14 protein-coding genes and 4 pseudogenes are annotated in these 23,391 nt (G+C 62.2%); 2 read left to right on the top strand and 16 right to left on the bottom strand.

What is annotated here, in order from left to right:
• The 4 genes and pseudogenes from ACFWAY_RS41425 to ACFWAY_RS41410 all read right to left on the bottom strand — a co-directional run.
• Positions 1-812: pseudogene (locus tag ACFWAY_RS41425) on the bottom strand (hypothetical protein); the annotation flags it as partial.
• Between the two features lie 127 nt (positions 813-939).
• Positions 940-1,974: a tyrosine-type recombinase/integrase gene (locus ACFWAY_RS41420; RefSeq protein WP_378514603.1), complete on the bottom strand. Its 1,035-nt coding sequence runs from the start codon at positions 1,972-1,974 to the stop codon at positions 940-942.
• Positions 1,975-3,116: 1,142 nt separating this feature from the next.
• Positions 3,117-4,613 carry a flavin-containing monooxygenase gene (locus ACFWAY_RS41415; protein WP_378514602.1) on the bottom strand — a complete coding sequence of 499 codons (1,497 nt, stop codon included), beginning with the start codon at positions 4,611-4,613 and terminating at the stop codon, positions 3,117-3,119.
• A gap of 29 nt (positions 4,614-4,642) precedes the next feature.
• On the bottom strand, positions 4,643-5,503 hold the full coding sequence (locus ACFWAY_RS41410; RefSeq protein WP_378514601.1) for an alpha/beta fold hydrolase: 861 nt from the start codon (positions 5,501-5,503) through the stop codon (positions 4,643-4,645).
• A gap of 322 nt (positions 5,504-5,825) precedes the next feature.
• Here ACFWAY_RS41410 and ACFWAY_RS41405 point away from each other — a divergent pair.
• Positions 5,826-7,180: pseudogene (locus tag ACFWAY_RS41405) on the top strand (IS1380 family transposase); the annotation flags it as partial.
• 138 nt (positions 7,181-7,318) lie between these two features.
• On the opposite strand, the pseudogene ACFWAY_RS41400 reads toward ACFWAY_RS41405, so the two are convergent.
• The 10 genes and pseudogenes from ACFWAY_RS41400 to ACFWAY_RS41355 form a co-directional block, all read right to left on the bottom strand.
• Positions 7,319-8,056, bottom strand: a pseudogene (locus ACFWAY_RS41400) (IS5 family transposase).
• A 226-nt stretch (positions 8,057-8,282) separates the two neighbouring features.
• Positions 8,283-9,065, bottom strand: a complete 783-nt coding sequence (locus tag ACFWAY_RS41395; RefSeq protein ID WP_378514600.1) for an enoyl-CoA hydratase-related protein — start codon at positions 9,063-9,065, stop codon at positions 8,283-8,285.
• A 121-nt stretch (positions 9,066-9,186) separates the two neighbouring features.
• Positions 9,187-10,395 (bottom strand): CaiB/BaiF CoA transferase family protein, encoded by a 1,209-nt coding sequence (locus tag ACFWAY_RS41390; RefSeq protein WP_378514599.1) that lies wholly within the window; start codon positions 10,393-10,395, stop codon positions 9,187-9,189.
• Entirely contained in the window at positions 10,395-11,687 is a 1,293-nt protein-coding gene (locus ACFWAY_RS41385; RefSeq protein ID WP_378514598.1) for a CoA transferase, read from the bottom strand. Before ACFWAY_RS41385 ends, ACFWAY_RS41390 begins: the two co-directional genes overlap by 1 nt.
• Positions 11,688-12,157: 470 nt before the next feature.
• Positions 12,158-13,399: a M20 family metallopeptidase gene (locus ACFWAY_RS41380; protein WP_378514597.1), complete on the bottom strand. Its 1,242-nt coding sequence runs from the start codon at positions 13,397-13,399 to the stop codon at positions 12,158-12,160.
• Positions 13,396-14,598, bottom strand: a complete 1,203-nt coding sequence (locus ACFWAY_RS41375) for a M24 family metallopeptidase (protein ID WP_378514596.1) — start codon at positions 14,596-14,598, stop codon at positions 13,396-13,398. Before ACFWAY_RS41375 ends, ACFWAY_RS41380 begins: the two co-directional genes overlap by 4 nt.
• A 787-nt stretch (positions 14,599-15,385) precedes the next feature.
• Positions 15,386-15,619: a hypothetical protein gene (locus tag ACFWAY_RS41370; RefSeq protein WP_378514595.1), complete on the bottom strand. Its 234-nt coding sequence runs from the start codon at positions 15,617-15,619 to the stop codon at positions 15,386-15,388.
• Positions 15,620-16,069: 450 nt separating this feature from the next.
• A complete protein-coding gene (locus ACFWAY_RS41365; RefSeq protein WP_378514594.1) occupies positions 16,070-17,254 on the bottom strand; it encodes a cytochrome P450 in 1,185 nt (394 codons plus the stop codon).
• An 867-nt stretch (positions 17,255-18,121) separates the two neighbouring features.
• Positions 18,122-19,327, bottom strand: coding sequence for an NAD(P)/FAD-dependent oxidoreductase (locus tag ACFWAY_RS41360; protein WP_378514593.1), 1,206 nt, complete (start codon positions 19,325-19,327; stop codon positions 18,122-18,124).
• Positions 19,324-19,518: a ferredoxin gene (locus ACFWAY_RS41355; protein ID WP_378514592.1), complete on the bottom strand. Its 195-nt coding sequence runs from the start codon at positions 19,516-19,518 to the stop codon at positions 19,324-19,326. Before ACFWAY_RS41355 ends, ACFWAY_RS41360 begins: the two co-directional genes overlap by 4 nt.
• Positions 19,519-20,266: 748 nt before the next feature.
• On the opposite strand from ACFWAY_RS41355, the pseudogene ACFWAY_RS41350 reads away from it, so the two are divergent.
• A pseudogene (locus ACFWAY_RS41350) lies at positions 20,267-20,446 on the top strand (IS630 family transposase); the annotation flags it as partial.
• A 292-nt stretch (positions 20,447-20,738) separates the two neighbouring features.
• Here the strand turns inward: ACFWAY_RS41350 and ACFWAY_RS41345 are convergent.
• Together ACFWAY_RS41345 and ACFWAY_RS41340 are read right to left on the bottom strand one after the other, a co-directional pair.
• Complete coding sequence (locus ACFWAY_RS41345) at positions 20,739-21,449, bottom strand: hypothetical protein (protein WP_378514591.1); 711 nt, start codon at positions 21,447-21,449, stop codon at positions 20,739-20,741.
• Positions 21,450-22,241: 792 nt separating this feature from the next.
• The gene (locus ACFWAY_RS41340; RefSeq protein ID WP_378514590.1) at positions 22,242-23,123 is read right to left on the bottom strand and encodes a LysR family transcriptional regulator; all 882 of its coding nucleotides are present in this window, start codon (positions 23,121-23,123) and stop codon (positions 22,242-22,244) included.
• Positions 23,124-23,391 lie beyond the last annotated feature (268 nt).

The following is a 23,391-nucleotide window of genomic DNA, read 5'->3' as shown; positions in this document are numbered from 1 at the left end:
GGATGTTCGGCTGCGATCCAGCGGCCGACCTTGAGCAGGCGGGACCGGACGTTGCCACGTGCCCGCGGCGTCAATGTCGAGGTCGCGTACCAGCGGTCGACCCACTGCTGCCAGATCTGCGCACCGCCGCCCGCCCGAGCAGTGCCACGACCGGTCGTCGCGGGCGGCGGGTCACAGAACCCGAGGGCACCCACCGCCCGCTGCACGGCATGCAGAGTGTTGAGCCGCGCGCCGCCAAGCAGTCCGTCACGGCGGATCCGATCGAACAGGTCGGTGGTGAGGTCCTCGAGGTGTGGGCTGTGGTTGAGCAGGAATAGCTGGCAGGCCACCATCGGCAGCAGTGTGTCGTCGCCGTGTCCGAGCCGATAACCCCACTCGGCGAGCACCTTACGAAGCCGGGCGATCTCGCCGTCGACTCGGTCGCGCCCGAAGATCCGCCACGACAGGGTCAGTCGTTGGAAGCTGCCGAGCCGGTGGAACTCGGTGAAGGAGCCCAGCAGGTAGGCGTGCGCGGCGAGGTAGGGGCGGACCTCGTCGCCGGCCCAGGCGGGTGCGTTCCGGCGGAACTCGGCCTGATCCCGGCCGAGCAGATGGACCCATTCCTGCGTGCTCCAGCCCCAGAAGGTCCGCTCCTTCTCGGCGCAACACACCAGCAGCACCGCGACCGAATCGGCCATGGCGCGCCGCCGATGCGCGGTGGCCGGCGAATCCAGCGCTGCGTTGACCGTCTCCAGCGGTCGCAGCAGTCGTCCGATCACGTGCCAGCCCGGCGCGTTCGGATCGTGATACTGCAGCCGCCGCAGGTTGCGCACGCCGAGTTCTCCGATGGCTCGGACCTCGTCGTCTCGGAGGTCGATAGTGGTGTCGAACTGATGCCCGACGAGTGGTGAGCACCAACGTGATTCGGGTCCAGTTCGAGTGTCCCCGACAGCGGCGCAGTCACTGTGGCGTTCCTGCGGTCGCGGCGTCCATGTCGGTGAGCATTCCGATGCGCCAGGCGTGGATGTGGTCCATGCCGCGGCCGAGCTTGTCGGCCAAATCCCGCCCGGACAGGTGGATATATCGCAACGTCGAGTCCATGTGGCGATGCCCCGCGAACGTCGCGATCGCATGCAGCTCCCAACCCATCCGGGCCAGATCCGTCAAACACAGATGCCGGGTGGTGTGCGTGGAGAACCGCGGCACATCGGCGGCCAGGGCAATCCGTCGTATTACCTTCGACCACGTCCACAGGCTCAGCGGCTGCGCGTGATTGCGGCGGGACTCCGACAGGAACAGCGATCCGCGTGCCCTGCTGAGTCTCGCCCGGCGCGCGAGATAGTCCGACAGCAGCACCCCGGTCGGAGCAGAGTAGGGCACGACCCGCTCGAGCCGGTTCTTCGTCGTCTCCGCCCGAATCCGCAGGGTGCGGTGGGCGGGGTCGAGATCGTCGGTACGCAGCGCGCACAGCTCCTCCCGGCGCAGCGCGGCATCGTAGGCCAGCGCCAGCATCAGGCGGTTGCGGACCGGTTCCTCGGCGGCGGCGGTCAGGATGTCGACCCACTGCCGCTCGGTGGGGATCCAGGGCAGCTTCGTCAACCGGGGCACCAACCCACGCTGATGCCCGCCACCGCGTCGGCCGGGTGTGAAACGGCCCCGGCCAACGGGATTGGACTCACGCAGGCCCTCTTCCATGAGGTGGTCGTAGAACAGCCGGACCGGCACCAACCGCTGCTGAATCGTGGCATTCGCGAGACCGGAACCGGAATCGAGCGACACCACGTTCGCGCCACGGCAGCTGGGCCGGTCGGTCAAGTCCCGCACATAGACGCCGACATGCGCCCGACTCGCCGTGAGCGGGTCGACACCCTCCCGCTCGCACATCTCCAGGTACTCGGCAAGCCCCCGTGCGTAGGCGTCGATCGTCCGAGGCGCCCTCCCGAGATCGGTCCACACCCGCAGCCACCCGGCCGCCTGCACATGCCGGCCCAGCACCGGCCACTTCTCCTCCAGCCACCGTGCCGCTCAAACCATCTCCTCAGTTCGTGGTCAACACCGAGGAGACATGATCATCCCCACAGCCAGATTCCACGTAACTTATAAGATGCTCAAACGGCAGATGTACGGACGCGCCGGATTCGACCTACTCCGCAAACGTGTCATACACGCCGGATAGTCAAGCGCCCCATAGCAATCACGAAAATTGCACCAGATCCAATTACGTGACGGTCGACAGCCGACAGCCACTTCAGGCCGGGACCCCCAGAGAACCGCCCCCATTCCGCCCTTGGATACCTCACCCCAGTGGAGTTCGAACAACGGCTGATCGCGTCGTCTACGCTGTCAGTTGCCGCATGAAATCCGGTGTCCACTCTCAAGGGGCAACCTCAGATGAGTTGCCCGCCAACCACCTGGCCGGCTCGCCGACCCACACTAATCTGGGCACTCCCCCTGCAGCCTGGACATGCATCAGTCAAGTCCATAGTGCAGAAACCGAATTCGAAGCATCGAACCAGTTGGGGACAAAGATGCCGCACGCTGCTTCTCACTCAATTGTTTGCGCACAGACGAGGTCCGTCGCCGACATCCGCACGGCGGTCAACTGCAAAACTGCCGCATCCACGCGAAACGGCAGGGCGACAAGGAACGAGCCATACCAACCAGTTCGACGAACCCTCCCCCTCGTTGAAACATACCCCGCCGACAGTAGATAAATTCGCTCCCCGACACCGCCAAACGGACGTGGGCCTCGGCAGCGGTCTGCTTGTCGCCGTCGCGTTCCTTGAACGCGACGGCGAACCGCGTCACGTGTAGAGGCCACGATAACCTTAGATCCTGGACGGTCTCAGTGATCCGGTGCGGGCCACAACCGCGAACGATGGTGCCGCGCACCGTGATCATCCAAGCAGCTGGACTACTTTGGCGATCCGCAAAGGCCCCAGGCAGCGCGCCACCAACGACACGGCCATCACCAACGGACTCCTGCGCCGGCGCATCCCCAACTTCCAGTTCCGCGCAATGGCTCAGAGTGACTGCCCAGCTGTGAAGCCGCGGCGAATCTGTTTGGAGCTCTTCTCACGAGGACTCACGAGGGTTGCCAACTCGACGGGGTGCGAAACGGCCGACTTTGTTGTTGTTCACAGCCCAACGCTCGTAGCACTGTCGGCCACGGACACCCGATACACGTCAGGAACGAAAGTTCCGTTCTCGGCCCGGAACTCGCTCATGAAGTCCGGCCACAGGGTCGTGAGTCGTCCAGAGCGCGCGTCGACGTACCAGCTCGCGCAGCCACCTGTGGTCCACACCGTTCCATTGCTGCGCGCTTCGATCGACCGCACATAGGCCGTCTCGGCTTCCTCGGTAACGTCGGCTACCGCGTGGTGGGAGGCCAAGAACTCGACCGCCTCCAGGATGTAATTGGCCTGCGCCTCCACCATGTAGATGATGGAGCCGGCTCCGAGACCAGTGTTGGGCCCGAGCATCACGAACATGTTGGGAAAGCCGTGGACTGCTGCGCAGGCGAAGGCCTGACCGCCGGTCGACCAGCGGTCAGCCAACAGCATGTCGTTACGTCCGGTGATGCGGTAGGCAATCGGCAGGTCGCTGGCCTCGAACCCGCTGCACAACACAAGAGCGTCCAGCGGGATCATCCGACCGTCCGCGGTGATGGCACCATCGGCGACGATTTCTCGAATACCGCTGGTTTCAAGCGTCGCGTTGTCAGACCCGAGGGCCGGGTAGTAGTCGTTGGAGATCAGGATGCGTTTGCAGCCTATCTCGTAGTCCGGCGTCAACTGCGCCCGCAGTTGCGGGTCCGAGACCTGGCCGTGTAGGTGGTCTATAGCAGTACGGCGGATCTCCTCGATGAACGAGGTAACTCGCCGGCGCTGCGGGAATCGACTCTCGTTACCCCAGAACAGTTCATCGCGCAGGGCCTGCGCCACCTCCGGACACTTACGGAATGTCTCCTTTTCAATCTCGGAGTACTTGTAGCCCCGCCGGGGAATGATGTAGGGCGCTGACCGCTGGAATACGATGAGATTCTCGACTTGCCCGACCAATTCGGGCACGACCTGGATCGCTGAGGCACCTGTTCCAATGACACCGACACGTTTGCCCTTCAATTCCACGTCGTGATCCCATTTCGCCGAATGGAAACGGGCGCCACCGAACTGCTCTAATCCCGCGATATCAGGGCTTTTCGGATCAGACAGATGCCCTGAGGCGGTCACCAGAATCTTGGCCTTGTACGCGCCGGAACTGGTTACGATGTGCCACCGCTGGTTGTCGTCTGACCATGTCGCGGATAACAGTTCGGTGTCGAACCGAATGTGTTCCAGCAGGCCCTCGTCACGTGCAGTGTCTTGCAGATAGCACAAGATCTCGGGTTGTTGTGCGTAGACCTGAGACCACCGCGGGTTGGGCCGGAATGAGTAGGAGTAAAGGTGTGATTGGATGTCGCACGCCGCGCCGGGATAGGTGTTGTCTCGCCAAGTGCCGCCGACACCGTCGGCCCTTTCGAGAATGACGAAGTCCGTAATTCCCTTGCGCTTAAGCCTGGTGGCCAGCGCTAGGCCGGAGAAGCCGGTTCCGACGATGACGACCATCGTGTCGTGTGCCGTCTCGTGGTTCATTGGTTGTTTCTCCTCTAGCAGTGAGTTGGTTAGGCCGAGAGGCGAGGAATGACGGTCCCCGGCAGGTACTTTGGCTTCGAGCGCAAGAAGTCGTGCACAACGAAGAACAGTTCGGCGGGGCGCTCGCGGGTCACCGAGTGGCCCGAACGGATCTCGTAGTAGCACGCGTTCTTGATACCGCCGAAGAGTTGCTTCGCCTGCCTAACAGGCGCCATAAAGTCCAGCTCGCAGCCGACGACGAGCGTCTCGGCTTCAATTGAGGGAAGCGTTTCGGTCAGATCGATGGTGCGATTGAGTCGCATTGCAGCTCTGCGGTCCGGCCCATCGGCAGCCTCGACGACCAGGGTCTCGATCTCCTGGGTCGTGCGAGCGGCCAGGAAGTCACCGCTGTATGTGCACAGCGTCATGAATGCACCGAGCGACGGACCTCCGATCCCGTGCAGTTGATGCCAGAGGTCGTTGCGGAGAAGCTGATGCGGATCGGTCCGCACCCAACCCGACACCAGGACGAGGTTCTCGACGAGTTCGGGCCGAGTGGCGGCAAGTTGGGCAGCAACGACAGCGCCGAGCGAGTGGCCAAGCAACGTTACGGGCACCCCCGGTGCCTGGTCCTGGATCACCGCCACGGCCTGGTCAACGAGGTCCTCAAGCGTGAGTTCGTCTGCCGACTCACTGTCGAACGAAGGGGCGATGACCCGATACTTAGTTGCCAGCATGGGAAACAGCGCGCGAAAGGTTGTAGCCGCGCTTCCACCAGTGCCGTGCAGCATGACAACGGGCGCAGCACCGTCTCCTGTTGCCCCCACCGCCGGCGCATTGGACTCGTAGTATTCGACGGACGCTCCGCGGACGTTCAACTGCCCGCAGACCGCGCCTGGATAGATCGTCATGAGTATGCCCTTCCTGCAAAACGGAGTGCGCTATCAAAACAGTAACGGGACGTCACGGCGCGCGCAAGTAAGCGCGTTGACTGACCGGAAAATGCGGCTGGCGAGTGGGTGGGCGACAGCACCCGGCGGAGCCGCGTTCGAATTGTGAACCGTGTTGCGCTGTGGCAGTTGTTGTTGATTCAGGCGATGGGTTCTAGCCTGAATTCTTCGGATGGGTAAGAATCAAGGTGTGTAGATCAACGAAAGCGTGTGTCCTGCAGGGCATAACGGGATTTCTCTACGGTTCCACAATGCCGACGGGAAGGCACTTCGCAGGTAGAGTATCGCAGCGGGTTCACGGGTGAAAGTATCGGCCGACGGACGGGGCGTGGTGTCGCAGTCGGTGTGGGGATGCTGCGGGAAGTGGCGGATCTGACGGGACTGTCCGGGCACGTCACGGCGGTATTGACCGATACCTACCGCGGGGAAATGGGCGCATGCGCCGGGTGCGGTGTTCGCCGACCTGGTCGCCGCGGTCGCGGACGGCGCCGACTGTGTGGACGTCACAGCACGAAGTTGTGGTGGCCGCGTACATGTGCTCGGCCCGTCGGCGTCGACAACGACGATGTGGCGGCTGTCGATGAGCGTATCGATGCCGCCCACCCGGCCGGGATCCGCACCGCGCGAGCGCGGGCCCGGGAGCGGGCGTGGGCTTGGAAGGCAGGGGCCGCACCGAATGCGGAGTGGTTACGCATCGACATCGATGCCACCATCACCCTCGACCATTCCGATGGCAAGGAGAGCGCGGCTGCGACCTGGAAGAGGACCTACGGTTATCACCCGCAGCTGGCCTTTCTGGACCGGCCCGACATCGCCGGCGGTGAAGTGCCCACCGGGTTGCTCCGTCCGGGGAATGCGGGAAGCAACATCGCCGCCGACCACGTCACCGTCCTCGGGTGGGCACTCGAGGACGGTGCCACCGGCGTATCGGTCCGATCCGACTGACCCTGCCGGTCAGAAGATTCTGGTGCGCAGCGACTCGGCCGGGGCGACCCACGCATTCGCCGACGCCCGGGCCGCCGGGGACGACACCGTATCCGCGACACCACCGAAACCCTCACCGCGAGGGCGGCGTGGATGCCAGCGATCGACTCCGAAGGCGAGATCCGCGACGGCGCATGGGTGGCCGAGGCCACCAGACTGGTCGGCCTTCACGCCTGGCCGGAAGGAACCCGAGTGATCCTGCGACGGAACGCCCCGCCCGGGGCACAGCTGCGGTTCACCGATGCCGGCGAACACCGGATCACCGGGTTCATCACCGACACCGGCACCGGTGTGGTCCCGGTGGGCTGGCCGGGACTGGAGCTGCGGCACCGTCAGCACGCACGGGTCGAGGACCAGATCCGGCAGGCCAAGGTGACCAGGCTGCGGAATCTGCTGTGCCACCGCTTCGACGGGAACACCGCCTGGCTCGAGACTATCCCGGCCGCCACAGACCTGGTGGCCTGGACGAAGCTGATCGGCTTCCCCGACCACCCCGATCTGGTCCGCAGCGCGATCGACACCTTCCGCTACCGGTACTGCACGTCGCGGCCAGCATCACCCGCGGAGCCATGCGGTCCGGGTTCGGATCGATTCGAGCTGGCAACGGCCCAAGCCATTGCCGCAGCGCGGTATCACATCCGCGCCGCCTTCACCCGACCGCGGCCCACTACTCCTACGGCACACCAATGGCAACCCCGGCCGGTGGAACCGGGCATCCACCCCGAAATCGGGCACGATCATACCCTTACGCCAGAACCAGACGCACACCATCACATCCCAGCCGAAACCCACTCACCTATCATCTATCAGGTAGCACGAAGAATTGAGGGTGAGCGCGGCGGCGAGGTGGAGGAATCCGGCGAAGTGTTCGCCGTGGCGTTCATAGCGGATGGTCAGGCGTCGGTAGCCGGTGAGCCAGGCGATGGTGCGTTCGATCTTCCATCTGTGTCGGCCGAGTCGGTCGTTGCGTTCGATGCCGCGGCTGGCGATGCGGGGGACGACGCCCCTGCTCGCGCAGCCACCGGCAGTGGACGTCGTAGTCATAGCCCTTGTCTGCGCGAAACCTTCCGGGTTTGCGGCGGCGCGGACCGCGACGGGACTTCACCGCCGGGATCGCGTCGACCATCGGTTGCAGCAGGGTGCTGTCGTGGGTAGTCGCCGCGGAGACGTCGACGACCAGCGGGAATCCGTTCGACTCGGACAGAACGTGGATCATCGAGCCCTTCTAGCCGCGGTCGACCGGACTCGGCCCGGTCAGCGAGCCCCCTTTTCGCCCGCACGCTCGCCGCGTCCAGGATCGCTGCCGCCCAGTCCAGTTCACCGGCGGCACCGAGGAAGTCAAGCGCCTCACGATGCAGCCTCTCGAACACCCCGGCGCGGCCGTCCATGCGGCGAACCGGCGGTGCGCGGTCGGCACCGTCACCCCGACGAAGGCGGCAAATGCCGCCACGCACATCCAACCGGTGCACAGCCCCCACCCTGCGACCGCGCGGCGAATCGCGGGATCAAGGTTTCGGCGATCTCCCACACGCATCCGGCACCAACCGCAGTGACAACTCATCTAATGATGTCCCACACGCCACTTCATCCACATGAGACACGCTCTAAAAGAATCGACCCGACAACCACCAAGTTCGCCGATCCACGGATTCAGGCTAAGACCGCACCTCCGGCGACGCAGGACGCGTCAGGCCAACATGACTATCGGACACGTGAGCCTTCCGCAATGGGGCCCTTTTAACTGAGAACCGTCAAACTAACGCATCTTCCAGACCGGACGCCTTTTCTCGGCATACGCCTTGGGTCCTTCGACCGCGTCTTCAAGATCGCCGAGGGCCCACATCAGCGGCTCGCCCATCCGGTAGGACTCCCCGATTGGAAGACTGCGGCCGTTCATGGCGACTTCCTTTATCGCCTTAATAGCAAGTGGTGAGCACATCGTGATGGCCTCTGCGATGGCGTCGGCTTCCTCCAGGAGGCTCGCCCGATCTGCGTGGATGCTATGCACCAAGCCGGAGCGCAGTGCGACGTCTGCATCAATCCGATTGCCAGTGAGCTGCATGTAAAGCGCTTCTCCCAACGGGATCATCCTCGAAAGGTGATGGCAGCCATAATAGTTCGCCATGTAGTTCCAGCGCGGCTCAGGTAGCCCGAAGGTCGACGGGCGGGTCGCAATCCTGATGTCACATTGCAGCGCCAGCTCGAACCCGCCGGCGAGACAATGGCCGTCAATCGCGCCGATGATCGGCTTCCACACTCCGATCTCGGCAAAGCGCAGGAGTTCGTAGGGCCGTTGCCCAAGGCCTTCCTCCTCATACCGAGCGACCTCCTTGAGGTCCATTCCGGTCGAGAAGGCTCGACCTCCGGCGCCGGTCAGGACTGCCACCAGTAGTTCGTTGTCCGCTTGGAAGGACCTCAACGCGTCCATGAGCGCAACTTCCATTGCGACGTTGTGCGCATTGAGCGCATCGGGACGATTCAGTGTGATGTAAAAGACTGAATCACGCTTTTCCGTTAAAACTGTATTCTCGGTGGCCACTTACTCTTTCTCCATTTCATTGTGGATATGGCTGGGTACCGCTGGAGTTGGGCGTCGCCGACCGACGGCCGCCTGTCGCTTCCCGTCACCAGCGCTGAGTACCGACGTGCGGCATCAAAGATCAAGTGAGCACGCCACCCTCGGCTAGAGCAGTGAACTCCTTTTCGCTGTATCCCAAGAGGTCACATAAGACGTACTTGCTGTCGCGGCCGACCGGGGGCGCGCACCGGTCATATCGGGCCGGAGTATCGGAAAGATGGAAGCGGGTAGCCTCGACTACGGTCTCTCCTGAGACGGGGTGCGGCAACCGTACGAAGAATCCACGATCGTTCAACTGGCGGTCAGCGAAGAAGTCTGCAGGCGACGCTACGATATGGGCTGCAATTCCCTGGCTCTGGAGTGCGCGTTCGAGTTCGTCGGCGGGGTGGGACTGAACCCACGCATTGAGTATCGCTTCCAGAGCATCTTCATTCGCTTTGCGCGCATTCAACGTACAGAATCGGGAGTCCCGGCTCAGTTCGGGCATGCCCATGAACTCGGCCAACTTCGCCCACTCCGCGTCATCGCGAGCGACGATCGCGATCCACCGATCCTCCCCCTGCGCCGGGTAGACCCCGTGCGGTGCGTAGCTTGGGTCGCGGTTCCCTACTGCGTCGAAGTTCTGGCCACGTTCGTCGTACAGCGCAACCTGTGGGGCGAGGAAATGCACCGTTGCTTCGGACTGTGCAACGTCGATCCACATTCCTTCGCCTGTCCGACTGCGGTGGTCGAGCGCGGCAAGCAGTATGAACAAGGAGAAGCGCGGAGCGACGTAGTCGGTGTATGGACCGAACGTTCCAATCGGTGGTTCCCCTGGATTACCGACCACTGTTTGGAAGCCAGACAGGGCCGCTCCTGTGCTGCCAAACCCCGCGATCTGGGCCAGCGGCCCACTCTGCCCCATCAGTGAGGTGCTGACCATGATGACACCCGGGTTGATCTTCCGGATGGCTTCGTAGTCCAGTCCGAACTTGGTCATCTGTCCTGGGGCGAAGGACTCGACTACGACGTCGGCCCAGCGCACAAGTTCGCGAGCGACACCGCGTCCTTCGTCGCACTTCAGGTCGAGCGCCAAGCCCAGTTTTCCAACATTACAGTTCTCGAAGAGAACAGACAGACGTGGATCGATCTCCCCATCCGGGAACGGCCCCATGAAGCGTGCGACGTCTAGCCGCTTCGAGGATTCAACCCGCACAACGGTTGCACCGAAGTCCGCCAATGCGCGTCCAACCATTGGCCCCGCCATCACCCAGGCGAGATCGAGTACTTTCAGTCCGTCCAGAGCGCGCATTAGACAACCCCTTCCTGCTCTAGTTGCGTCAACTCCTCGGGCGCGAGACCGAGCAGGCCTAAGTAGATCTCCTGGTTGTGTTCACCCAAGAGCGGTGCAGGCTTCAGCACTCCATGCCCTGGGACTGAGGTCGCTGCCAGGCGTCCAGGAAGCGTGCGCTCAACACCATTCTCATCCACTGCTTCGAAGAGCCCACGCTGGTTGAAGTGCGGACTTTCTCGCACTTCCGCGACCGTGAGCGCCGGCGCCATCAAAATGCGCTCAGACACTGCGACATCTAGGATCTCGCGCTTAGTGCGCCGGGCAAGGCACGCGGCAACCGCAGCGCGCGCTTGTTCGACCTGCTCCTGGCTTACTCGTCCATCTCGTAGCAGCTCCGGCAGCTTGATCCAGTCCCAGTCGGCAACTCCCGCGGGAAGTTCGCCTTCCCGGCGAATCCAGTTGAACAACAGGTTGGCGAATCGGCCGTCAGTCGGACCCATTCCGATGTGCATCTGCACCCAACCGTCCAGTGCGCGCCACTTCGAGCGTCGGCGATGCGCTCCGCGATCTTCCGGATCTTCGGTGAGGCTCGGAGAGTCGAACGAGTAGTTGTTGTGACCGACCGCAGTCGCGAACGTCGCTGACATCGTTGCCAGTGACGCGCTTTCTTGAGCAGACACATCAACGTGTTGGCCACGCCCGGTTCGCTCGCGGGCTAGCAATGCGAGCATGGCTCCAGATGCTGCGTCAGCTGCCGCGTGCAGATACGCCTGCGGTGCGCTTACCCGAAGCGGTGTGCCGCGTTCGTCTCGATGAGGCCAGAGCGGGCCGGCGGCGGCCCAGGCGATCAGCTCGGTGTCCTCATAACTTGACTTGGGTCCGTCCGATCCGAATGCAGAGATAGTCACGTGAATCAGGCGGGGGTTCAATTCGCGCAACGCCTCATACCGAAGGTCGGGGTGGATGGCCGCGCCAAAGGATTCGAAGACAACGTCGGCACTAGCTGCGAGCCGCTGCACCAGAGCGCGGCCCGCAGCCGAATCCAGTGAGCACGTAATACCCCGTTTGCCGGATGCGTATGCCGACCAGAACAGTGAACTATGCGCACTGTGTTCTAGGGGGCCGACGTTGTTCGAGAAGGGTGGTACTTGTCGGGCAGACGATCCACCTGGAGGTTCGACTTGGATGACGTGCGCGCCAAGGCGCCCGAACATGGCGCCAGCGAGCAGCCCTCGTTCGTCTGTAAGGTCGAGGACGCGGTAGCGCGAGAGGAAGCCCGCGGGCGTCGGACTATCTGCCCGCGCGGTCATACGGACACCGCTTTCGGCAACTCGATGCACCGGGTGACGTCTGAGACCCGCGCTGCCTTAGTCCTCACCTGACCGCCAGCGAGCTGGTTTGTTCGAATCCGTGCGTCTGAGGCGAATCCGGCAATAATGTGCCCGAGCACTAATGTGCCCAAGCTGACCAGTACAACAATGCTTGGTCGACCACTATTCGTAGGGATCGTCACCCGCAGCCTCCTCTTACCCATCAAACCCTCTCTTGATTTTGACGATGCTCCTCGCCGACTGCTATCCGCAATTTGTGCAACGGCACGTCACCAAGTCGCCACAACTTGGACCCATCATTTGATTTGGAACATCGCTAGAGCGACCGGCGCGGTCCGGTCAGCAGAATCGCCTCGCCTTTTGACCTGAGTTGTCGGACACCTCCGACAGCCACTCACACGCACCTCGGCTCCGCGGCCGCGATGCGGTTCGCCATTCAGCGATCCTGATCAAACGGTTGACTTTGGATGCGCGGACTTGAGGTCGGGCACTGGGGCCTCAGGCGCTGCCCATAGCTCAACGACCCCCTCCAGGAATCGCAGCCCGGTGTCCAGCGCTTCCTCGCGAAGGTCGAAGCGCGGATGATGGTGGGGGAAACTTCCTTGGTCTCCAGCGCCGATGAAGGCAAAGGCTGCGGGCAGGACCTCGGAGTAGAACGCGAAATCTTCCGCGGCCATGACGGGCTTTCGCGATCTGACTCCCTCTAGTCCCACTGCCCGCTCCGCAGCCGGCCGGACAAGCGTCACCAGGTCTGCGTCGTTGATCAACGGCGGGCTTCCCCGGTGATAGGCAACCGTGGCCTGAGTGCCGTTGGCCGCCGCGTGCGCGGCAGCGAGCTCCATGAGTTCTGCTTGGAGTTGGTCGCGTACCGCTGGCGACAGCGCTCGAATCGTGCCACTCAACTGCGCATGGCCCGGAATCGCGTTGTACGCGTCACCTGCGCTGAGTGTTCCAACGCTCAGAATCGCTGGTTCGAGCGGATCAACGAGCCGGGCCACCAGGGAGTGCAACTGGGGAACCAAAGTCGCAGCGACGTAGAGGGCGTCCGAACTCGTGTGCGGCGAGCCGGCGTGTCCCCCAGCGCCTGCGATGGCGATATCGAACCGATCGTCACTCGCCATCACTGCACCTTGATCGAGGGCAATGACGCCAGTGGCCAAGTTGCTGCTCAGATGCAGGCCGACGATCGCTGTGACACCGTCGAGCACGCCGGCCCGCAAGAGTTTGTGCGCCCCTCCGTCAACAAGCTCTTCGGCAGGCTGAAACACGAGACGGATTTCACCGCGTAGACTTCGCCGTCTCTCCGACATGAGCTTCGCCAGTCCCAGAAGGATTGCAGTGTGTCCATCGTGTCCGCATGCATGCATGACCCCGGGCCGGGTGGAAGCGTATGGAACCGAACTCTCCTCCTGAATCGGCAGCGCGTCGATGTCTGCCCGAAGCGCGAGCACAGGCCCATTCATCGATCCGCGCAAGTGAGCCACCGTTGCCGTGTCCAGGGGCGTCTCGTACGGAATCCCCCAACCGTCGAGCAGTGATCGAATATACGCAGACGTCTGATGTTCTTGATAACCAAGCTCGGGGTTCGCATGCAAATGTCGGCGCCACCCACGCATATCCTCGTATAGCTCGGAATCTATACGAGACTGCCCCTTACCGGTGCCGTGATCCTGGTGGTTGGTGAGACTCATGCGGGCCTCTCGAACAGAACTCGGGGCACGTTCGACAGGGATTCAGCACCGTCGTCGGTGACTCGCACGACTTCGCTGAACACGTAGCCTTCGCCCGCTTCCCAGACGCCAATAATCACATGGAACGTCATATTCGTAACGATCTCTGTGTGGTCGTTATGTCCCAGGCTTGCGCCACCATCAGTCCAGTCAACTCCCACCGAATAGCCGATTCGTGACTGCTTCCGAATCTGATGTGGAAGGAATGCGACCTCGAACGCACGGGCGACATCGCTACAGGAGGCGCCGGGTCGAATGGCTTCAAGGGCCGCATGAAAGCCGTCGAGCACTCCACGGTGAATCTCTGCGAGTCGCTTCGGAGGCGTCCCTAGATAGACCGTCCGCGACAACGGACACACGTATCGGCGACGGACCGCCGCAATCTCGAAGTTGGTCTGCTGCTGAGCGGAGTATGCGTCGTCAGTCCATTTCAGATGCGGGGCGTTCGCGATGGGCCCTGCCGGCATGGTCGGCGGCTGACGCGGCGGTCCTCCTGGAATCGTCTCCGTCCCAGAGCACAGAGCCGCCATGATGGTTGCCGCGACGTCGCACTGCCTGGTGCCAACTGCGATCGAGCCGATGCCGGCCAGCATTGCTCTGTCCACGATCGCGGCCGCTTCTGCCATGTAGGCTAGCTCGCGCTCGGACTTGACACGCTTCTGCTTCGCGACAAGCCCCGTAGCATTGCACAGGCTTTCAACCCCAAGCGCGTCGACGAGCTTTCCGTAGTCGTGGTACCCAAGGCCTGGTCCTGAGATTTCGGCACCGATACGCGCTGAAGCTCCCACCGTGCCCTTCACCATCTCGCCGATAGCCTCCCACGGACTTCGTTCCGCAGAGCCGATGAAGCTCTCGGAATATCCGGCGAGCCTGCCCTCAGGGAGCCAAGTGCTGTCCGCGCAGAGCAGATCCATCTCCCGAAGGATCAGCAGCGGGTCGTCATCAAGAGTTACCAGCGCTGCCTGCGGCACGTAGGCGGACCAACCTTCGTATCCGGTGAGGTAGCACAGGTTGCCCTCTTGGAACACCAGCAAAGCGTCCAAGCCCGCTTCGGACATCGACTGCCTTACCCCGTCCAGTCGTGTCCGATATTCCCAAGTTTCGAACGCCTGCAAGTTGTTGCCTCCCGGTCCGATCGAATGCTGCAGAACAGTGTTCACGGACGATGCGATGGGTCGCGACCGACAATGTGGCCACATCGTCCGCTCAAAGTCAGCACAGTTTTTGCCATCGACCCTCGGCGGCCAAAGTACACACTGGAAGACAACGTCTGTGCAGCTCGCCGATCGCTTAGCCTGCGCCCCTGAGCATCGTCGATCAGGCCCGTCCACGCTTAGCCTTCGCTTAGCCTGGATGCACCGGTCCTATGGCAGGCGAGCAAGGGTCATAGACGCGAAATACCCTGCCCTGACTCATCGACGAGCACTCCAAGGCGATAGCCAACCTCGACGGCATCGGCGAAGACGAAAATGACGTGAAAGAAGCTCCACTACAACAGAGTCCGGGAAAGTCCAGTGGGATACCGTAGCCGCATATATCGGCGCGGCCGTCAGCGTTGATCCCGCCGCACCAGGCTGCAGACAGTGCCGGGATTGGAAGGCCACTTCCGGGAATCCGCACCTGGCATACCCGACCGGTGGCCGCGCGGATGGCGGCGCCCGCCATTGTCCGAGTGATCGCCGCCTCGCCACGGCTTCCGAACAGACGGCGGCCGATGCCCACGTCGTGCGGTCGGCCTCGCGCTGAGACACCTACCTGGAGCCCATGAGCCCGCCGCCACGATGTTCCGCGACCAGACGACCAGCCTGGGTTTGTCCGAACGCGAGACCGACAGGATGTGGCACCGGCTCGCCCAGATCTGCGTCGTCACAGGCGCAGGTCTCCTCTGCGCGTTATCTCGCCGGCCGCCAGCAGCACGTCGAAGCAGTCGTAGACCACGCTGCACACTCACAAATGCCCGGCATTCCAATATCTGACGTCGCCAGAGCAGATCACCGACCGCACCGCCGCCGACCAATACTTCGCGTCACCGAGAAAGCCGAAGCCCTCTACGACAAACACGAGCCCGCAGTCCTGCCCGCCGAAGACGAGCCTACCGAGATGCCCAAGCTCCGCGCCGAGGACCACCGCCGGATGCTCGGCAACGGCTACTACGTCCGGCCCGTCGAGTTGGATTGCCACTTCGAATCGAGCTGCGAATCCTGCACGCGTTCTTCGTCACCACCATCGAGTTCCGCCCCACGCCCGCCCAAACAGCGAGCCAACGCCCCGACAAGGGCCTGATCGGCCGACAGAAGGTCTTCGACGGGCTCCTTCGGCGAGTCGACGACACCGGGGCTTTGACACCAATCACCCACATAAGCGCTCGCGGTCTTCAATATTTCGTTGGCTATCTGAGGCCGTGCGGAGGGAAGAGAACCTTTCGAGGCAGGCCTGTAACCGGCCACGACCCGCGCACACGGGTCGGGCAGGCTTCTGATCAAGCCACCGAAGCGAGAACGGGTCGGCGTCGCCGTCTCGGCCGAGTGGACAGATCTTGGAAAGCGCAACTCGAAGGGGCGCTTCGACCACCACACCCCGCCCGCCTGCGATGGACCCGGGCGGGCGAGGGGTGCTGGGATCCCATGCGGTTCACCACGTGACCGGGACACGAACAGGACCGATCAACTGCCTATCTGCCGGGTACCACGGGATCTCGTCAAGAGGAACTGCGAAATCCAGATTCGGGAACCGATCTGCCAAACCTGTAAGCGCAACTTCCATCTCCAGCCTGGCTAGATGCTGCCCCAGGCATTGGTGCACCCCGTAACCGAACGACATGTGACTCGACGCACGCCGTGTGAAATCCAAGCGGTCCGGTTCCTCGAACACGGCAGGGTCGCGGTTAACCGCAGACAACAGCACGACGACGTTGTCATATGCCTTTATCACTGTTCCGCCGACCTCAATGTCCTCCAAGGCAGTGCGCACGTCGGGCGATTGATCGATTGTGGTGAACCGGAGAAGCTCTTCGACGATCTGATTGATCGGAGCCGAACCTGTCTTCAGTTCGTCCCACCGGTCACGATCCCTCAGGAGACTAACGACGCTGAACGCCAGACTGTGCGCCGTGGTTGCATGGGCGGCCTGAACGAGGAGCACCGCGGTGGTGGCCAGCTGCTCGTCGGTCAATTGATCGTCGGCAATAAGTGCACTTAGCATGTCTGAGCCTGGTTGCGCTCGCTTACGAGAAATCAACTGACGACCGAATTCATGGAAACTTCTGATGGCCGCGAGGTTGTCGTCGGCGGTGGCATCTGCGGCGTGGCGCACTAGTGCAAGCCGTTCAAACGTTTCGATCTCGCTATCGGGAAGGCCGAACATGGCGCATGTTACCAACGACGGAATCGCTTGAGCGAACACCTTAACAAAATCGACCGGCGGTCCGATTTTCTCCATCAGGTCGAGCCGATCCGACACGATCTGCTCGATGCGGGCTCGACGCTCGCCCACCCGGCGCACTGAAAAGTAGGGCGCAAGAATTCTGCGCAGCCGCAGATGTTCAGGCGGATCTGTGTAGAAGAAGCTCAGAGTGCCCGGCGGCTGCTCATGAAGGGTGCGTATCACCTCGGGGTTTCTAAACGCGTCAGCGAGCCTGCCTTCTTCGCCATAACGACCGATGAGCTCGCGCACAGACTGCGGGAAGGAGTCATCTCGTCGAATCGCATCGTAGAGTTGCGCCGCCTGACGCTCGGGGTGAGACGCTGGCGGGCCAGCTGGAAAGACAGACAGGCGCGGATCATTGAGCAGTATGCGAGCGAGTTCATGGTTCGTCACCAGCCACCCAACATGGCCATCCGGAAAAGTGAGTCTGCTTAGCGGCCGACTGTTACGAAGTGCCGTGATTTCACTCGGAGGGTTGAACGGACAGGTTCGCACCGATGGCAGACCCACCGGTTGGAGTTCTCTAGGATCAGACAAGTTTTCCACAGGTTCGAACTTTCACTTGATGAGTTTTTTACCGCTCGCCAGGTCTAGGTCGACTAGGCGACGTAAACGGGAACCAATGATACTCCCGCCCAACGAAGATGATCGACTCCACCTCGGGGGCGTCATAGACGTTACCAATGGTTGGGGCCGTTGTAGGCCCCATCAGTTGGTGCGGCCGTAGGCAGCCAGACTGAAGCGAGCGGGACGGCGATCACCGGCAGAGCGCCTCGATACTTGCGACTCACTTGGCATTCCGTTCTGCGCTTGCCGCACAGCGGCTACCGATGAACGGCGACTGTCTCGGAGCATCCGGCAAGATGCTCGCACGACGACTCTTAATGGGCTGGCACTCAGGGGCGCAAAACGCCAGTGGTCGAGCGCGTCGCAGAGACGGCTGCTGTAGATATGAAGAACCAGCACCGCACGATTATCCGCCGCTGCCATAACCGATGGTACTGGTTATGTTCCGGCATAGATCCTGCAACAGTCGGCGGTTCAGTTCAACGATGATGCCGACGCCTGGCTCGGATCTCGTAGGCGAGAATGTCGAGTTAATCTTGAAACGACCCACACTCCAGGTCGCGCACGTGCTCACCGGCCGGACTATCACACTTAGCGCTCAACTGCCCGATCAACGACTCGCTAGTCGAAATCCATTGGCCGCTACCTGCGACAGGCCGCGACAGGTAGCTGATCTCGAGACGGTGCTGAGACTCACGGAACCGGGGCGGAGTTGCCATCCTTCGAAAGCGCCGGCGACATCTGCCAGACGAGATCGCGTTCGGCCCGTGTCTCCCTTGGCATGTTCCAACCGAGCACGCCCGTAACAACGCCACTACGAGTGAAGTGCGCCAAGAAGCGTCCTTCGGCGAAGTCACCTTGCGTGACAGTGACTTGACAATCGGCATCGAAGAATCCATACGCCTGGATTCGTGCGTCGTATTGATCTGTCCAGAAGTACGGGATCGGCTTGAACGTTTCCTCAGCACCAAGGAGGTTCGCGGCAGCGTTGATGGCCTGCTCAGTGGCGTTCAACCGGTGTTCGACTCGAACGTAGCTCCCGGTTATCTCGTGCCACCACCGTGCAACATCGCCAGCTGCGTATACCCCTGGAGCTGCGCGGCAAGTGGCGTCACAGAGCACGCCGTCGTCGATCTTCAACCCGCTGCCTCTCAGCCAGTCCGTGGCAGGAACGGACCCGATTGCCACGAGCACTAAATCAGCAGGAAGGACCGTTCCGGTCGCCAGTTGGACTCCAGTGACTGCTGTGTCACCGATCAACCGCCGCACGCCAACCCCGCACTGGAGTGTCACGCCGTGCTCTTCGTGCAGCAGGGCGATGCGTCGACCTATCTCCCGACCAAACTGGCGAAACAGCGGGACTGGGAGAGCGTCGACAATGCAAACCTCCAGGCCCCTCCTTTTGGCCACCGCGGCTACTTCGCAGCCCATGAAACCCCCGCCGACTATCACCAGACGGCGTCCGGAATGTAGCTCGTCCCGCAACGCGACTGCGTCATCGATAGTCCGCAGTACATGTACGCCCGCGAGTTCGTGGCCGACGGATAGCCGCCGCGGGGTGACTCCGGTCGCGATTATTAGTCCGTCGTATGGCACCTTGTTTCCGTCGTCCAACTGGACGCATGAATCTGTTACATCGATTGACGTGGCACGACAGGCCAGGCGGACATCTGCCTGAAGGAGCCCGAGCGCTGCCTCATCGCGAAGGGTCACACGTTCGGCGTCCCAGGCCCCGGACAAGACCTGTTTGGACAATGGCGGACGGTCATATGGGAGGTGGCCTTCATCTCCGATTAAGTGGATCGAGCCGTCAAAGCCGTGACGTCGAAGCGTTTCAACAGCGGTCACGCCCGCGACCGATGCGCCGACAACAACCACACGCTCCAGTTGGCGGCTCACTCGATGATCCGAATTGCCGCAGCGGGGCAGATCATGGCTGCTTCTCGTGCAGCGTCGTGGTACTCAGCCTCTGGGGACGCGTTGAGTAGAATAACCACCCCGTCGTCATCGGACTGGTCAAACAGTTCGGCAGCAGCTCGCACGCACTGCCCGCCCCCAACGCATGCGTCGGTGTCGACTTCGATCTCCATTTCTCCTCCTGTGCCGTTTGGCTGTGTCATTCCAATCGAGCGTCCCGTACGGTCGATTGAGCTCGCACGATAGACCGGCGGACGAAAATGTCGCCTTCCCTTGTGGGCGATCCTCGCGGTGCCTTAGCTAACACTGATGCCACAAGAACTTTAGGCAGACTCGCGCTCATCCCCTCACGCTGGCCGGTGTTTGGTTAGGCCACATAGTCGTCGCAGTTGCGCGCGGCTGCCTTTCGCTCCTGAAATATTGCCAGCCACATCTTCCGCTGTCGTGTTGGAGCTTCGCGACCGACAACCTGTGGACTATGAGGACTTCAGTTCAACACAGTTTTTGCTCCGACCGGATGCAAGTATCGGTCACTGGCCGTTAAGACTCACGGCGCAGACGATGGTTGGGTTCGCAGCCTCAGTGGGTACAGCTGTCCTGGGATCTGATTTGGTGGATGTCGCGCGCTCGGTCGTCAGCAGCCGACGTTGGATTCTGGTGACCATAGTCGGCTCAGACGTGCACGAGAGTCGCTGATGGCCTTGCGCCCCGCTGGATCGCGGGCGTCTTTGCCGGGAAAAGGTTCTGGGGCTCCGGGCACATGTGATGAGTTTCTGCCATTGGTCTCCGGGGACCAGTCGGCGATTCCGTTTCCTCGGAAGAGTCGTTCTCAGTTTCGACGCCGACTAAGGCCCACATCATGTTCACGTAGTTCGCTATTGTCCTGAGTCATAAATAGGCCATCGGTTGTTAAGATTGGTCATGGCAACTCGTGGTCCGAGACCGGCGGACGTTGTGCTGACCGAGACCGAACGCGCAGAACTCAAGGGGTGGGCGCGGCGACGCAAGACCGCCGCAGGTTTGGCGGTACGGTTGCGAATCACCCTCGCTGCTGCCGATGATGGATCGAATACCGAAGTGGCGCAGAGGCTGACCAGATCCTCGACTCCATCGCACACTACTGCGCCAGAATTAAAGACTCAGGACGCTAGCGAGGTCGCGGCTGCAAGTTGCGGCCGCGTTGTGCGTCGGCTTCGGTAAGGGCGGCCGTTCGCTGCATTGCTGGCGTGACCGTCGACCTCGGCGATTGACCGAATTCCCGGAATCGAACTACCGCCGAGGTGCGCTCCGCGGACGTCTGCGCGAGCTTGTCGATTGGCTGCAGACCGACTGCTAAGCGGATGTGCGATGGCGATCCGCGCCATTTCAGTATCTAGTAAAGACATTTCAGCATCTAATAGAGTGAGGTATGCGATCGCCAATCTACCGGGTACGGCACGTAGAACTGACTAGCGCGGTCGCCCTGGTACTTGAGGTGGGTACCTTTCGGAAGCCAGATCACGTCGCCTCTGGTTCCTTCGACTGCCCGACTGTAGTCCATTCCGGTCAGCAATCTCAGGGTGCCGCCCAGCACGATAAGTACCTGGTCGTAGTGTGTCTGCCAGGTGATCGAGCACTGATCGTAGGTTCCAATGCCAGCGCCTATCGTGCTGCTAGTTTCGGGTCCAATCAGCCGGCACACGGAAGAGTATCCACCCGCGTGGATGTGCATCTGTGAGAAGTGCATATCCGAGCTCTTGAACTGGAGGGGCTGCGCTGGCTCAGAATCTTCTCCGTCGTCTGCGCCAGGTGCCGCGCCATTGAGCGGGTAGAAACCTGAGAAGACCTTTGCGTGCTCACCCTCATACTTGAGCCGAGTTCTCTTAGGTAGCCATAGGACGTCGCCGAATCTTGCCTCCATGACTCGGCTGAAGTCGTCACCTGTTCGGACTCGGAAAACACCGTCGAGCACCACAATGGCCTGATCATCGGTGGTCGTCGCCTCAATCGAACAGTCGTCGTATGTACTGATTGTGGCACCGATTGTGTCGCTGATATTCCGGTTGACCACCGTACACGTCGAGACGTAGCCGCCTGCCTCTGGGCAGACCTGCAAGAACTCCATGTCCTCGCTCGTAAAACGGCGCACATCGGTCGTGTGCGGTCCAGACATACCCGAGAACCCTTCCTGAGAGATCGAACCAACCAGTGTGAAGGACGGTCGCTGGCCGACACGTCAGACACTCGTTCGCCCGAAGCAAGCCAAACATCACAAACGTCGCGGTATTCAGCCTGCCGTTCGCGATCGTCATCGTGACGGGACAATTTTGCTCCCCTGACATGACGGAAGCGACCCACAACATGTTGAATTTTTCGGGGCCCGGCACAGCACAGTTTACGATTGTCGCCTTCGGGTGACCGGTGGACGACGGTAGGGGTTCAGGCGATGACCGCATTCAGGACGACCGCCACTCGGTACATGATGGCGAGTTTGTCGTAGCGAGTTGCCAGGCCCCGCCTTTGCTTCAAGTGGCAGGACCGGCGTTCGATGACGTTGCGGCCGCGGTAGTCGGTGGAGTCGAACTCCGGTCGTCGGCCACCGCGTAGCCACGGCGACGACGGTGCCCGGCCTGATCCGACGGCTCGGCGACCACTGCGCCGAGCTCGCGACGCCGCAGCAGCTCCCGATTCGCGCGTGATGAATACGCCCCTTACCGGCGAGCAGTTCGTTTCTCTCGGAACGATTCGGGGTCCAAACGTTCACCGACGCTGCCTTGGCCGTAGGCCGGAGCGCGTGTGGGTGGAATTGTCGAGGCCACACCAACGTCGCGACGGTCGGGGACTTGGTGGCGGCGGGGCTGGGGGTGACCACGCTGTCCGCCCTGGTTCGTGCGCTGATCAGCCGGTTCCTGCAGGTTTACCGGAGATGGTGCACGAACGCCTCACGACAGGCCCGCACTGCGGGACGATGCTCAGCGCCCGCGCGGCAGACCAGTGAGATGCGCCGGCGCTGGTGAGTGTCAAGCAGTGTCGACGGCGCGAGCTGCGTGCGGGCGTCGCGGACGAGCAGGTCGGGAAGAAACGCCGCGGCCAGGCCAGCCTCGACCATTCGCAGGTGGAAGAGCAGGTCAGGGGATTCGTAGGCGATGTCGGGCTCGAATCCGTGCTGCAGGCACAACCGCCGCGCCCAGCCGTGCGCTTCGGTCCCGCTGGGTTCGAGCACCCAGCGGGTGCGGCGCAAGCCTTCGAGGGTGTCGACCTCGAGGTCGGCTGGCAGGTAGGCGCGGACCGGGTCGTGCGTGAGCAGAACCGCATGCAGGTCGGCGGGCATCGTCTCAGAGGCGCCCGGATAGCTGTCTGCCACGAGCACGTCGATGCGGCGAGAGGACAGGAGGAGTAGTCCATCCTCGGGCTCGACTTGCCGGAATCGGACGTCCAGCGCCGGGTGTCGTCGCTGAAGCGTGCCGATGACCTGGGGCACGGTGGTGCGGCTGATCGTCGTGAAGGCCGCGATCCGCAGGGTCCCCCGGACTTCGCTGTCACCGGCGGCGAGATCAGCTTCAGCCTTCTCGAGAATCGCCAGGATGCCATCGACGTGGTGCACGAGCTCTTCTGCCGCCGGGGTCAGCCGTACACCACGCCCAACCTTCTCCAGCAGGGGTACCCCGGCGTCCTTCTCGAGCAGGCCGAGTTGTTGGGAGACGGCGGAGTGTGTGTATGACAGCGCTCGCGCCGCGGCGGTGATACTGCCGCGTAGTTTGACTTCACGCAGCAGCACGAGGCGGTGGACGTCCAACATGCATGCAGGCTAGCCGCTGGCTCGACCACACAGCCGCGGATGCAGACATTCTCGATGCAAGCGCTGAGCCCGGGTCCATGATGTCTGCGGACTCAGCAGATCCAGGCGGACATGTCTCATCCTGCCTTGTGCGGATATCACGCGCCGGAACTCGGCACGGCACGTGCGATTCGGGTGCGCCTCACCGGCACCGACGTACCCAAGACGTTAGCGCCGCCCCGATCGACAGTTCTCTCAGCGCAATGCACCGGTCCCACAATTCCTGCTA

It is taken from the genome of Rhodococcus sp. NPDC059968, from assembly GCF_042738615.1.
Classification (GTDB): domain Bacteria; phylum Actinomycetota; class Actinomycetes; order Mycobacteriales; family Mycobacteriaceae; genus Rhodococcus_F.
This window is presented reverse-complemented; position numbering and strand designations above follow the sequence as displayed.